This window comes from Microbacterium sp. Z6_144, assembly GCF_057197625.1.
Genome location: NZ_JBXVPT010000001.1, coordinates 961,740 through 974,602 on the forward strand (window position 1 = coordinate 961,740; position 12,863 = coordinate 974,602).

At 71.2% G+C, this 12,863-nt stretch carries 10 protein-coding genes and 1 tRNA gene; 8 read left to right on the plus strand and 3 right to left on the minus strand.

The window, feature by feature from the left end; all coding sequences use genetic code 11:
* Positions 1 to 66: 66 nt before the first annotated feature.
* The 7 genes from AC2DGY_RS04700 to AC2DGY_RS04730 all read left to right on the plus strand — a co-directional run bounded on the left by AC2DGY_RS04700 (position 67) and on the right by AC2DGY_RS04730 (position 8,360).
* Positions 67 to 1,221 carry a DNA polymerase III subunit delta' gene (locus AC2DGY_RS04700; RefSeq protein WP_484508543.1) on the plus strand — a complete coding sequence of 385 codons (1,155 nt, stop codon included), beginning with the start codon at positions 67 to 69 and terminating at the stop codon, positions 1,219 to 1,221.
* A complete protein-coding gene (locus tag AC2DGY_RS04705) occupies positions 1,218 to 2,741 on the plus strand; it encodes an alpha/beta hydrolase (RefSeq protein WP_484508544.1) in 1,524 nt (507 codons plus the stop codon). The genes AC2DGY_RS04700 and AC2DGY_RS04705 overlap by 4 nt, the downstream gene beginning before the upstream one ends.
* 71 nt (positions 2,742 to 2,812) lie before the next feature.
* Positions 2,813 to 2,888 (plus strand) — tRNA-Thr (locus AC2DGY_RS04710).
* 38 nt (positions 2,889 to 2,926) lie between these two features.
* Complete coding sequence (locus AC2DGY_RS04715; protein ID WP_484508545.1) at positions 2,927 to 3,322, plus strand: hypothetical protein; 396 nt, start codon at positions 2,927 to 2,929, stop codon at positions 3,320 to 3,322.
* Positions 3,323 to 3,369: 47 nt separating this feature from the next.
* Positions 3,370 to 5,703 (plus strand): MMPL family transporter, encoded by a 2,334-nt coding sequence (locus AC2DGY_RS04720; RefSeq protein ID WP_484508546.1) that lies wholly within the window; start codon positions 3,370 to 3,372, stop codon positions 5,701 to 5,703.
* 432 nt (positions 5,704 to 6,135) lie between these two features.
* On the plus strand, positions 6,136 to 6,714 hold the full coding sequence (locus AC2DGY_RS04725; protein ID WP_484508547.1) for an isochorismatase family protein: 579 nt from the start codon (positions 6,136 to 6,138) through the stop codon (positions 6,712 to 6,714).
* 86 nt (positions 6,715 to 6,800) lie between these two features.
* Positions 6,801 to 8,360, plus strand: a complete 1,560-nt coding sequence (locus AC2DGY_RS04730) for a hypothetical protein (protein WP_484508548.1) — start codon at positions 6,801 to 6,803, stop codon at positions 8,358 to 8,360.
* A 4-nt stretch (positions 8,361 to 8,364) separates the two neighbouring features.
* On the opposite strand, the gene AC2DGY_RS04735 is transcribed toward AC2DGY_RS04730, so the two are convergent.
* Positions 8,365 to 10,029: an alpha-amylase family protein gene (locus tag AC2DGY_RS04735; RefSeq protein ID WP_484508549.1), complete on the minus strand. Its 1,665-nt coding sequence runs from the start codon at positions 10,027 to 10,029 to the stop codon at positions 8,365 to 8,367.
* Positions 10,026 to 10,991, minus strand: a complete 966-nt coding sequence (locus AC2DGY_RS04740) for a TIGR03885 family FMN-dependent LLM class oxidoreductase (RefSeq protein WP_484508550.1) — start codon at positions 10,989 to 10,991, stop codon at positions 10,026 to 10,028. Before AC2DGY_RS04740 ends, AC2DGY_RS04735 begins: the two co-directional genes overlap by 4 nt.
* Positions 10,992 to 11,122: 131 nt before the next feature.
* Between AC2DGY_RS04740 and AC2DGY_RS04745 the strand changes: the two genes are divergently transcribed.
* On the plus strand, positions 11,123 to 12,013 hold the full coding sequence (locus tag AC2DGY_RS04745; protein ID WP_484508551.1) for a hypothetical protein: 891 nt from the start codon (positions 11,123 to 11,125) through the stop codon (positions 12,011 to 12,013).
* Positions 12,014 to 12,016: 3 nt separating this feature from the next.
* Here the strand turns inward: AC2DGY_RS04745 and AC2DGY_RS04750 are convergent, their stop codons facing one another.
* Positions 12,017 to 12,811 carry an MOSC domain-containing protein gene (locus AC2DGY_RS04750; protein ID WP_484508552.1) on the minus strand — a complete coding sequence of 265 codons (795 nt, stop codon included), beginning with the start codon at positions 12,809 to 12,811 and terminating at the stop codon, positions 12,017 to 12,019.
* Positions 12,812 to 12,863 lie beyond the last annotated feature (52 nt).

Below are 12,863 nucleotides of genomic sequence, written 5' to 3' on the forward strand. Positions count from 1 at the left end.
CCGGGTGGCCCCTTCCACGCTGACCGCACACCGGCGGCGTCGGTGGCCGGAGCTAGGCTGGAGCGCATGCCCACCGCTCCCACCGATGCCGTTCCGTGGGATGCCGTGTGGGGTCAGGACGAAGCCGTCCGGTCGCTGCGGGCGGCCACGGAAGACCCCGCGCTCCTCGCTCACGCGTGGCTCCTGGTCGGCCCCCCGGGGTCGGGGCGCTCGACCCTGGCGCGGGCCTTCGCGGCTGCTCTCATCGCCGAGCCGGGCGATGACGCCGCCGTGCGGCAGGTGCTCGCGGGCACCCACCCCGATCTCACGGCGCTGCGCACCGAACAGGTCGTCATCCGCATCGACGAGGCGCGCCGCCTGGTCGAGCGTGCCTACTTCGCGCCCTCCCTCGGGCGCTACCGGGTGATCGTCGTCGAGGATGCCGACCGCATGACCGAGCGCACGTCCAATGTGCTCCTCAAGGCGCTGGAGGAACCGCCCGAGCACACCGTGTGGGTGCTGTGCGCTCCCAGCGACGCCGACCTTCTCCCCACCATCCGCTCGCGGGTGCGCGTGCTCCGCCTGCGCGAACCCGAGGTCGCCGATGTCGCGGCCCTGATCGCCCAGCGGACGGGGGTCTCCCTCGAGGTCGCCGAGCAGTCCGCCCGTCACGCCCAGCGCCACATCGGGATGGCCCAGCGGCTGGCCACGGACGCCGATGCCCGGGCGCGCCGGGCCGAGACGCTCGAAGCAGTACTGCGGGTGCGGGGGGTCGGTGACGCCGTGGAGGTCGCCGGTCATGTGGTGCGGGTTGCCACCGATGACGCGAAGGCGATCACCGCTCAGCGCGACGAGGAGGAACGCGCGGGGCTCCTCCGCACCCTGGGCGTCGCGGAGGGTGCGGCCGTGCCGCCGGCCGTGCGCAGCCAGCTCACCGCGCTCGAGGACGACCAGAAGCGGCGGGCCACCCGGAGCCTTCGCGACGGCATCGACCGGGTGCTGACCGACCTGCAATCGATGTACCGGGACGTCGTCGTGCTGCAGTTCGGTCGCGATGGCGACCTCATCAACCGCGAGTACGAGAGCGAGTTGCGCGCGATCGCGGCGGACTGGACCCCCGAGCGCACGCTGGTGGTGCTCGACCGCATCGCCGAGACCCGCCGCAATCTCGAGCAGAACGTCGCCCCGCTCCTCGCGCTGGAGAGCATGCTCATCACCGTGGCCACCGGGACGACCCCGTGACGCGCCTGCGACGCGCCGTCGCGATGGGGATGGCGCTGGCCATGGCCGCGGTGCTGTCGGCCTGCTTCCTCGCACCGCCCGCGCCGATCCCCACGCGCTCTCCCGACACCAGCGGGGTGTCCGCCGAACTCCTGCCGTACTACGGGCAGGACCTCGACTGGAACCGGTGTGAGGACGGCCGTTTCGACTGCACGACCGTGCGGGCGCCGCGAGACTGGGACGACCCGTCCGCGGGCGATCTGGAACTCGCCGTCATCCGCCAGCGTGCCACCGGCGGGGAGCCGCTGGGCTCTCTCCTGACCAACCCCGGCGGCCCGGGGGTCAGTGGCTACGACTACGTGCGGGATGCGGCATCCTCCCTTGTCTCGCCCGACGTCGCCGCCGCGTACGACATCGTCGGCTTCGACCCGCGGGGCGTTGCGCGGTCGAATCCTGTCACGTGTCTCGACGACGCGGGGATGGACGAGTTCCTGTACGGCATCGTCGACGGAGCGCGCGGTACTCCGGAGTGGGAGGAGAACCTCGCCGAGAAGGCCGAGACCTTCGCCGACGCCTGCATCGAGAACAGCGACGGCATCCTGCCGTACATCTCCACACGCGACACCGCCCGCGATCTCGACCTGCTGCGGGCCGTCCTGGGCGATCGGGAACTGCACTACCTCGGCTACTCATGGGGGACCGCGCTCGGCGCGCAGTACGCGGAGCTGTTCCCCGAGCGCGTGGGACGCATGGTGCTCGACGGTGCGCTGGATCCGTCGCTGCCCGGGTCGGCCATCGGCGCGGAGCAGGCCATCGGTTTCGAAGCCAGCCTGCGCGCGTTCTTCGCCGACTGCGCCCGCTACGACGACTGCCCCTACGCGGGCACCGTGGACGACATGCTCGCCGACCTCGGCACGCTGCTGGCCCGCGTGGACCGCACCCCCGTTCCGGGCGCCGACGGCCGGGTGCTGGGGGCCGACGCGCTCCTGACCGCGATCATCCAGTCGCTGTACGTCCCGGGCACCTGGTCGTGGCTGCGGCTGGGTCTCACAGAGCTCGAAGACGGCGACCCCACCGCGATCTTCACCGCCGCGGATGCCTACAACGGCCGGGCCGAGGGTGGCTATCCCGACAATTCGACCGAGGCGTTCACCGCGTACAACTGCATGGACTACCCCGTGGAGTCCGAGGAGTCCGAGCAGGCGGCGGAAGACCGCATCCGCGCCGAGGCGCCGACGACCGCGGACTACTGGTTCGGCGCCGACGTGTGCGAGTTCTGGCCGGCCGAGCCCACCGGCACCCGCGAACCGGTCAGCGCCGAGGGCGCCGCCCCCATCCTCATCGTCGGCACCACCGGAGATCCGGCGACGCCGTATGCGTGGGCGGTCGCGCTGGCCGAACAGCTGTCGTCGGGAGTTCTCGTCACGCGGGTAGGGGAGGGGCACACCGGCTACACCGAGGGCAACCGGTGCGTGGATGATGCCGTCGACACCTACCTGCTCGAGGGCGTCGCACCCACGACCGACCTCGTCTGCGAGTGAGCGGCGCCGTGTTCGCGGCACCGTCGGCAAGCAGGTAAGATCGATGATCGTGCATCGTGCGAGCGACGCGCGCCACCTTAGCTCAGTCGGCAGAGCGATTCACTCGTAATGAATAGGTCAAGGGTTCGATTCCCTTAGGTGGCTCCAGAACAGGTGGTCCCACCTCAGGCCGATGCGGAGGGGACATGACGAACGCGATCGAGGCGGTCGTCGAGATCCTCACCTGGGTGACCTTGGGCGCGGGGATAGTCAGCGCCGGCCTGGCGTTGGTCGCCTACCTGGTGGACGGCACGTGGGTGCCCGTGCGCGGGTTCGTCGAACACGAGGACGACGGCATCGTGGTGCGCTGGTTCGACGAGGACAACGCGGTGAACCAGGCGTCGCTGACCGCCGAGGAGTGGCGCCATCTGGGCGGCGGCGGCACGGTGGAGATCTTCGCCCGGCGCGGGTACCGCAGCCGGATGCGCGCGCACCCGCGCTCGGGCGCGGTCCGCGCGCTCGCCCTCCTGGCAGCCATCCTGCTCGGTGTGGGCGTGGTGTGTCTGGTGCTCTCGCTCGTCCTCCTCTTCGTCGCCGGCTGACCGATGACGGAATGGCGCCCGACCATATAGCTAGATAAGCTAGCGATATGTCCGCGTCGCCCCGCACCGCGCCTCGCCCGCCCCGTTGGCTGCGCGTCGTGCTTCCCGCCGTCCTCATCGTCATCTGGCTCGCCGGTGGCGCCATCGGCGGGCCGTACTTCGGCAAGGTCAGCGAGGTCGCGACGAACGACCAATCGTCGTTCCTTCCCGAGTCGGCGGATGCCACGCAGGTCAACGAGCGCCTCGCGGACTTCCTCGGCGAAGACAGCATCCCCGCCGTCGTCGTGGTGGAGGGGAGCGCCGAGCTCACCGAAGACCAACTCGCCGAGGTGCAGGCCCTGGCCGACGACCTCGCCGAGGTCGAGGGCGTGCAGGAGGAGATCTCTCCGCCGATTCCGAGCGACGACGGGCAAGCGGTGCAGATCTTCGTGCCGCTGGACAGCTCGGGGGAGATCCGCGAGACCGTCGCGGAGCTGCGGGACGTGGTCTCGAGCGACCTGCCGGACGGACTGGAGGCGTGGGTGACGGGGCCGGCCGGGTTCACCGCCGACCTCGCCAACGGGTTTCTCGGGATCGACGGACTGCTCTTGATCGTGGCGCTGGCTGCCGTCTTCGTGATCCTCGTGATCGTGTACCGGTCGCCGCTGCTGCCGGTCCTGGTGCTGATGACCTCCGTCTTCGCCCTGTGCGTGGCGCTGCTGACGGTGTGGTGGCTCGCCAAGGCGGGGGTGTTCATCCTCAACGGTCAGGTGCAGGGGATCCTGTTCATCCTCGTCATCGGGGCCGCCACCGACTACGCGCTGCTGTACGTCGCCCGGTTCCGCGAGGCGATCGCCGACGGGCAACCGCGGTGGGATGCGATGGTGCGCGCATGGCGCGGATCGTTCGAGCCGATCCTCGCCTCGGGCGGCACGGTGATCGCGGGGCTGCTGTGCCTGCTGCTGTCCGACCTCGCCAGCAACCGGGCACTGGGGCCGATCGCCTCCATCGGCATCGCCTTCGCCATGCTCTCGGCGCTGACGTTCCTCCCGGCGCTCCTCGCACTGGTGGGGCGCGCGGCGTTCTGGCCCTTCGTCCCCAAGGAGCCCGCCGTCCAGGTCTCCGACGACCTCTCCCAGCCCGTCCGCGGCATCTGGGCGCGGCTCGCCCGCTTCGTCAGCCGTCACGCGCGACCGGTGTGGATCGTCAGCACCCTGGTGCTGCTCGTCGGGTGCGCGGGGGTCACGCAGCTGAAGGCCGACGGCGTGCCCACGAGCGAGTTCGTCCTCGGATACTCCGAGTCCCGCGAGGGTCAGACGGCACTCGCCGACCACTTCCCGGCCGGGTCCGGGAGCCCCGCCTACGTCCTCGTCGGGGAGGACGACGCGGCTGATGCTCTCGCGACCCTCGAAGAGGCCGATGGGGTCGACAGCGTGTCGCTGATCGTCGAGGATTCGCTCACCGGGCAGGCGCCGGTCGCGCTGCAGGACGGTGAGCTGGCCGTCACCGCCTTCGGCCCGCCGGGCACTCCGGCGCCGTCTCCGACCGTGTCCGATGGGGAGGTGCTGTTCTCGGTCACCCTGACGGATGCGGCCGACTCGGGTGGCGCGGAAGACACCGTCCGCGACCTCCGTGCCGACTTCGACGCCGACCTCGGGGAGGGCACGGTGCTCGTGGGCGGCCAGACCGCCATCGACGTCGACACCAATGACACCTCGATCCGTGACCGGACGGTCATCATCCCCGTCATCCTGGTCGTGGTGCTCATCATCCTGATGCTGCTGCTGCGCTCGATCCTCGCCCCCGTGCTCCTCGTCCTCAGCACGGTCCTGTCCTTCGGCACGGCCCTGGGGGTCAGCGCGGTCGTGTTCAACGTCGTGTTCGGCTTCCCGGGTGCTGACCCCGCGGTTCCTCTGTACGGCTTCGTCTTCCTCGTGGCGCTGGGCATCGACTACAACATCTTCCTGATGTCCCGCGTGCGGGAGGAGTCGCTGCAGCACGGGACGCGCTCGGGCATCCGGCGCGGGCTCGTCTCCACCGGCGGGGTGATCACCTCGGCCGGGCTCGTGCTGGCATCCACCTTCGCCGCGCTCGGAGTCATCCCCATCCTGTTCCTCGCGCAGATCGCGTTCATCGTCGCCTTCGGCGTGCTGCTGGACACGTTCGTGGTGCGATCGCTGCTCGTCCCCGCGCTCGCGATCGACATCGGGCGCGCCATCTGGTGGCCGTCGAAGCTCTGGCGAGAGGGCCCCGAGACCCGGCGCCCGGCGGCCGGGGGCGGCCCGGCGGTCGGGCGCGGCCCGGCGGCCGATCCGGATGCCGGCGCAGCCCGGTCGGCTGGCACTAACTCAGTCTCGATCGCACGCGGGGCGCCGACACGCCGGTCCCTTCGGCGGCGGTGAGCCGTTCAGACTGAGTACGGTCCGCTCGCGCGCGCTGCGCCCGCCGGCTGGGCCGGCGGTCGGGGGCAGCCCGGCGCCCGGCGGTCGGGGGCTGCCCGCCGGCCGATCCGGACGCCGGAGCTGCCCCGTCGGCTGGCACTAACTCAGTCTCGATCGCACGCGGGGCGCCGACACGCCGGTCCCTTCGCCGGCGGTGAGGCGTTCAGACTGAGTACGGCCCGCCCGCGCGCGCTGCGGCCCGGCGGCCGATCCGGATGCCGGAGCGGCCCGGTCGGCGGGCACTAACTCAGTCTCGATCGCACGCGGGGCGCCGACACGCCGGTGCCTTCGGCGGCGGTGAGCCGTTCAGACTGAGTACGGCCCGCCCGCGCCCGCTGCGGCTGGCGGCTGCGGCGGTGCGCCCGGCCCCCGAAGGAGTCGTACGCTCGAATCATGACCAAGGCGCTGTTCATCGTCGACGTGCAGAACGATTTCACCGAGCGGGGCGCGCTCGGCGTGACCGGCGGGGATGCCGTGGCCGAACGCATCTCGCGTTTCCTGGCCGAGCACGCCGGCGAGTACGAGATCGTCGTCGCCTCCCGCGACTGGCACGACGGTGACAACGACAACGGGGGGCACTTCTCCGACACCCCCGACTTCGTCGACACCTGGCCCGTGCACTGCGTCGCGGGCACGTACGGCGCCGAGTACGACGAGGGCTTCGACGCGTCGCAGGTCACCCACCACCTGAAGAAGGGCCAGGGGCGGCCTGCCTATTCGCTGTTCGAGGGGGTGTCGGACGACGGGGCGACGGCGGCTGGCCTGCTCGAGGAACACGGCATCCGTGACATCGACCTGGTCGGGATCGCCACCGACTACTGCGTGCGGGCCTCCTCGCTCGACGCTCTGGCGTCGGGGCGGCACGTGCGCGTGTTCACCGACCTGGTCGCCGGGGTGCATCCCGACTCCAGCGCCGCGGCGCTCGCCGAGATCGCCGCGGGCGGGGCGGAGCTCACCGACTCCGGCAGGTGAGCCCCCGGCGGTGCGCTCGGCCGGGAACGGCCCGTTCAGCCCGCGACGGTAGGGTGCTCGACGGGAGGCGGCCGGTGGCGGGTGGGATGCAGCGGACCGCTGCCGGGCAGCGCGGTGCCAGCAGCCGCTCCCGGGCTGTGCACGCCGAGCTGGCGGGCTGGGGGGTCGCTCTCGCGCTGAGCCTTGCGGTGACCGCGGTGGTGGCATCCGTCAGCGCTGACCTGCTCTTCACCGACGGCGACTCCGTCATCGTCCCGATGATCGTCCGGTCGATCACGCGCGGGGGCCCGCAGGACTGGGCGATGTCGCCCGTGCTCTTCGTTCCGGAGGCGATGGTCTACGCGGTGCTGGCCGCGTTGGGTCTGGGGATGCGGGCGACACTCGTTCTCAACGCCCTCGTCAACCTGCTCGGGCTCTACGGGGCGCTGCGCCTGGTGGCCGGGAGGCGACGCCCCGGCGCTTTCCCCGTGGCCGGTGCCGTGCTCGCCTTCGCATCGTTCAGCGCGTTGGGGCTGCTGGAGGGAACGGCCACCCGGGACGGCGCGCAGTTCGCCACGATGCTCACGACCACGTCGTACTACTCGGCGACCGTGATCGCCACGGTGGCCACGATCGGCGTCGTCCGCCGCGCCGTGGACCGGCCGGGCGCCCTCTCGTGGTGGTTCCCCATCGTCGCCGGCGCGATCGCGGCCGTGTCCGCGCTGTCGAACCCCCTGTTCGCGCTCTGGGCGATCGCCCCGCTCCTCGCCGTCCTGGCGCTGGTGGCCGCGCGGCGTCGCGTGCCCGTGGCATCCGCTCTCCGGCTCGGCGGGGCGTTGGCGGCCGGGGGCGCGCTGGGTCTTGTCTTGCGCGGGCTCTTCTCCACCGCGATCGTCGCCGAGAGCGGCAACTACCTGCGACCCGATCGATGGGCGCATTCGCTCGCGCACTTCGGGGGTCTCGTGGGTGCGACGGCAGCCACGCCCCACGGCATCGTATGGCTGGTCGGGATCGCGGCGATGTGGGTGGTGGCGATCGCCATGACCGTCCGGGCGTGGCGGTCGCGGGATGCGGCCCTCACCGTGGTGGCGGGGATCGCTGCGGCCTGGCCGCCGCTGCTCACGGCCGGCGCCGTCCTCGTCGGATCGGATGCGGCGCGCTACCTGCAGCCGTGGATGTACCTTCCCCTCGCCGCCCTGGCCTGCGTCCCGCAGGTGTGGCGACCCCGCTGGTCGGCCCGGGTCCGCCGGGCCGGGGTGGCCACCGGAGGGGTCCTGGCCGTGGTCATCGGCGGCGCGGCACTTCCCGCCGTGGTCTCCGCCGCATCCCGAGGCGACGCCGACCTCGACTGCGTCGTGGAGTGGGTGGAGCGATCCGGCCGCACGGGCGCCGGTCAGTTCTGGACGGTTCGCGCGCCGAAGGCGAACCTCGACGACCCCGCGCAGCTGATCCAGGTCGACCACACGCTCCGGGTCTACACGTGGCTCACCAACCGCGCCGATGCCGTCGGCGCGGAGGTGACGTTCCTCGTGCAGGACGCGGACACCTTCCCCTTCGAGCTGCCCGCGGGATGGACGCTCGATCAGGCCGAGACCGTCGGATGCGGTCGCTACACGATCCTCGATTTCGGTGAGCGCGTGCTGCCACTGGGACCGCCGCGCAACTGAGCCGTCAGGTGACGCGGCCGTCGCCGGGTCGCGACACCCGCAGCCACCGGTAGCCGTACGCTGCCACCTCCAGCTCGACAGCGCCGCGGGCTCCGAGCGGCAGGCGGTCGGCCGCCAACAGGTCGACGAGCACCGTGCCTTCCGGCTCATCCGGCAGGGCGAACGCCAGCGTGGCCGGGGTGGCGGCGAAGTTGTGGATCGCCACCATGCGGCCGACGTGGGCGCGCAGGGAGTGCACGAGGATGCCGGGAACGTCGTGTTCCAGCACCTCGAACTCGCCCCACCCCAGCTCGGGGGAGATGCGGTAGCGGCTCGTCAGGTTGCGGAAGAAGTGCAGCAGAGAGTCGGAATCCTCCAGCTGGTCGGCGACGTTCACGTGCGTGGGGGCATACCCGTCCCCGGGCGGGGCGGCGACCAGGCGTGAGGCTGCGGCGGCGGAGAATCCGCCGTTCCGATCGGGCGACCACTGCATCGGCGTGCGCACGGCGTGGCGCTTGTCGAGTTCGGCGTTCTCTCCCATGCCGATCTCCTCGCCGTAGAAGAGCACGGGCGTACCGGGGAGGGTGAACAGCAGGCTGTAGGCCATGCGGATGCGCCGCGGATCGCCGCCGAGCATCGTCGGCAGGCGTTTGGTGATCCCGCGCCCGTAGACCCGCTGGATTTCGTCGGGCGCGAGTGCGTCGAACACCTCCTGGCGCTCGTCGTCGCTCAGCTGGTCGAGGGTGAGCTCGTCATGGTTGCGCAGGAAGTTCGCCCACTGCGCCTCTACGGGCAGAGCCGGCCGCGACGAGAGCGCTGCGGCCAGCGGTGCCGGGTCGCCGCGCACGAGCGACAGGTAGAACGCCTGCATGCCCGCGAAATCGAACTGCATCGTCAACTCCTGCCCGTCGCCGGTTCCGAAGTAGGCGACCTGCTGGTCGTAGGGCAGGTTCACCTCCCCGAGCAGCACGGCCTCACTGGAGCGTCGCTGCAGGAACCGCCGGATGTCGCGGAGCATGTCGTGCGGATCGCCCATCTCCTCGCCCTCCGGAACCTCGAGGAAGAAGGGCACCGCGTCGACGCGGAAGCCGGTGATGCCCAGCTGCAGCCAGAACCCGATCACCTTGGCGATCTCGTCGCGGACGGCGGGGTTGGCGATGTTCAGGTCGGGCTGGTGCGGATAGAAGCTGTGCAGATACCACTCGCCCGACTTCTCGTCCTTCTCCCACAGCCCCCCGGCCTCGCCGGGGAACACCGGATTCGTCTGGCCCTGGGGCGGTGGGTCGCTCCGCCACACGTAGTAGTCCCGGTAGGGCGACGACGTGCTGCGCTTGGCGGCCTGGAACCACGGGTGACGGTCGGAGGTGTGGTTCACGACGAGGTCGACGATCACGCGCATCCCGCGGTCGCGGGCGGTGCGGATGACCTCGACCAGATCGCCGTGCGTCCCCAGTCGCGAGTCGACGCCGTAGAAGTCGCTGACGTCGTAGCCGTCGTCGCGGTCGGGCGTCGGGTAGAAGGGCATCAGCCACACGCACGTGACTCCGAGCTGCGAGAGGTAGTCGATGCGGGAGGCCAGCCCCTGCAGGTCGCCGACCCCGTCGCCGTCGGAATCGCGGAAGGTCTCCACATCGAGGCAGTAGATGACGGCGGACTTCCACCACAGGTCGCTCGTGTCGGTGATCCTCACAGCAGCTGCCTCAAGCGCGGGAGCAGGCGCTCGCGCGCCGCCGCCAGGAACGGCGCCTGATCCTGGCCGACGTGGTGCAGGTACACGCGGTCGAAGCCGACGCGGGTGACCTCGGCGATCCGATCGGCGAGCTCGTCGAGGTCGGGGGAGATGAACAGCGCCTCCCGCAGCTCGTGATCCTCCGGTTCGCCGGCGGCGGCGTCGAGCTGCTCGGGCTGCTCGATGTCCCACGCCGCCGGGGGCCCGACCACGCCGTTGCTCCACTGGTCCCGCGCGATGGCCAGCGCCTCGGCATCCGTCTCGGCCCAGCTGAGATGCACCTGCAGGATGCGCGGGCCCTTCCCGCCTGCGGAGCTATATGCCCCGACGACCTCGCGGAGGGAGTCGGGAGCCTGCAGAACCGTGGCCAGGCCGTCGGCCCAGGATGCGGCCCACCCGGCGGTCTCGGGGCTCACCGCCGTGGCGAAGAGGGGCGGTGGGGTCTCGGGGAGGGTCCACAGCCGCGCCTCGTGGACGCGGACGAGCCCGTCGTGATCGACCATCTCGCCGTTCAAGAGCCGCCGGATCACCGACACACTCTCTGCGAGCCGCTCGTTGCGTTCGGGCTTGGGCGGCCACGGCTGTCCCGTGACGTGCTCGTTCATCGCCTCCCCGCTGCCGAGGGCGGCCCAGAACCGGCCGGGGAACATCTCCTCGAGGGTCGCGTACGCCTGGGCGACCACGACCGGGTGATACCGCTGGCCGGGGGCGTTGACGAACCCGATCGAGAAGTCGGTGCGTGCGAGCGCGGCCCCGAGCCAGCTCAGCGCGAAGCCCGACTCGCCCTGCCGGACGCCCCACGGGGCGACGTGGTCGGAGCACATCGCGCCGTCGAATCCCGCCGCCTCGGCGGCGATCACGTCGTCGAGGAGACGGCTGGGCGGAATCTGTTCATGAGAGGCATGGAAGCCGATGAGGACCATGCCCCCAGTCTCCCGGGAATCCCCCCGCCGGGGGAACGCGTTGCCGCCCGGCAGCGCCGTGCGGTAACGGGCGTGCGCGACGGGTGATTTTGGCCGCGCGCGCGATTCCACGCTCTGCGATACTCCTAGCCATGATGCGGTTCCCTGTTGCGGCCATGGCGGCCGTCCTCACCGGCGCGCTCGGATCTCCGACAGGGGCGATGGCAGCTTCTGAGCCGGTACCCGGTGTGCAGTTCCTCACCGAGGGCGAGGTGGAGCTGCACACGGCCACCGAAACGGACGAGGAGTTCGATCCCGGCACCGTGTATTGGGAGGTGCAACTCGAGTGGAGCGTCGAGAGCCGGCCGTACATCGCCTCGTGGGAGCGTTCCGACGGATTCTGGGAGTCGGAGGATGAGGCGAAGGCCTACTTCGCCGAAAACGGCATGCCCGCCGCGCTCGAAGAACGGCGGCTCTGTGAGAACGCCCGGATGGGCGAGATCGCGGCGGAAAGCTCCTCATATGACGACTTCAGCGCGACCTGGGGCGCCGGGGAGGAGGAGTGGACGTTCCCGGAGGAGGAGTGGCAGGAGATCGAGTCGCAGTGCCCGCTGGAAACGCCGGCGGAACCGGAGTGGACGTGGGATCGCACGCCGTCCACCGAAGACGAGGATGCCCTGATCACCACGGTGCGCGTCCCCCTCGAGGTGATGGGCCCCGGCGAGCACGCCCTGTTCGCCGCCCCCTACGAGTACCGGTACGAGCCCTCCCAAGAAGCGGATGAACTGTGTCGCATTCAGGATTGGCCCGACGGCTCGCGGTTGAGTCGTGCGTGCCGCTTCCAGTGGCTGGACACGGCGACGACCGTCGTGACCGTACCGGAATCGCCGAGCGCTGCACCCGCAGACGGTGCGGGAGAGGACGCGGAGGGACCGATGGGTCAGAGTGCGGTCCCGCTCCTGGCCGCGGCCGGAGTCGGGACGCTCGCGGTCCTCGGTGTCGTGGTGATCATGGTCATGAAACGGCGACGGTCCCAGCCGTAGCCCTCAGCCGACCGAGACGGAGTCGCCGACCCGGACGGAGCCGCCGCCTCCTGCCGGGAGGAGCAGGATGCCGAGGGTCGGCTCCGGCTGGTCGAACTCGGTCGTGAGGATGCGCAGCAGGCGTGCGTCGCGCACGCCGGTGTCGGGGTTGGCCATGATGGCCGCGCACCGTCCGATCGGCCGGTGCACCTCGAAGAGCGCCTCGCCGATCCGTACGCGGCCGGTCCAGCCCAGTTCCTCCCACGGGGCTGTGCCGTCGATGACGATGTTCGAGCGGAAGCGGCGGTCATCGACGGGCGCCGGCACCGCCGCATCCACCGTCCCGACGGATGCCGCGCCATGCAGCGACACGAAGCCCCGCGGGCGGTCCTGGAACCGCGAGGTCATCCCGTCGCCGACGAGCTGAAGCGGCAGGATGCCGTCGCCCGTCAGCCGTGCGGCGTCGGTGGTGTCGGCGAGGAACGACGTGACCGCCTCTTCGAGGCGACGCCGCCCCTCGGGGTCGAGCCCGGCATCGGCCACGGCGCGATCGCCGTCCCAGATGCGCACGCGCTGCTCCTCGCCGTCGTACCGCAGACGCAGGCGCGCGAGCGAGGGGAACTCCATGAGCGACAGGCCGCGATTCTTCGGCCAGTAGTCCAGCCCGTCCCGCTCTTCCGGCTCGGATGCGGCAGCGAACCGGAACGCGAGTACGCGGTCACCGGCTACTCGGCCGTCCGCCTGCACGACGAGTTCGTCCTGCTGTTCGGGCGTGAACCCCTTGACCGGGTAGCGGTACAGCGCGGCGACGGAGGGCACGCCCCATCCTTTCACCGCCCGGCGGGGGGCCTCTCACCGCCCGGTGGGGAGC

What these genes read in the sequence shown, in the direction of transcription:
- AC2DGY_RS04720 (WP_484508546.1), top strand. Translation starts at nt 3,370, where the DNA reads ATGTCCGCGTCGCCCCGCACCGCGCCTCGCCCGCCCCGTTGGCTGCGC.
- AC2DGY_RS04740 (WP_484508550.1), bottom strand. Translation starts at nt 10,991, where the DNA reads ATGGTCCTCATCGGCTTCCATGCCTCTCATGAACAGATTCCGCCCAGC.
- AC2DGY_RS04730 (WP_484508548.1), top strand. Translation starts at nt 6,801, where the DNA reads ATGCAGCGGACCGCTGCCGGGCAGCGCGGTGCCAGCAGCCGCTCCCGG.
- AC2DGY_RS04725 (WP_484508547.1), top strand. Translation starts at nt 6,136, where the DNA reads ATGACCAAGGCGCTGTTCATCGTCGACGTGCAGAACGATTTCACCGAG.
- AC2DGY_RS04715 (WP_484508545.1), top strand. Translation starts at nt 2,927, where the DNA reads ATGACGAACGCGATCGAGGCGGTCGTCGAGATCCTCACCTGGGTGACC.
- AC2DGY_RS04745 (WP_484508551.1), top strand. Translation starts at nt 11,123, where the DNA reads ATGATGCGGTTCCCTGTTGCGGCCATGGCGGCCGTCCTCACCGGCGCG.
- AC2DGY_RS04700 (WP_484508543.1), top strand. Translation starts at nt 67, where the DNA reads ATGCCCACCGCTCCCACCGATGCCGTTCCGTGGGATGCCGTGTGGGGT.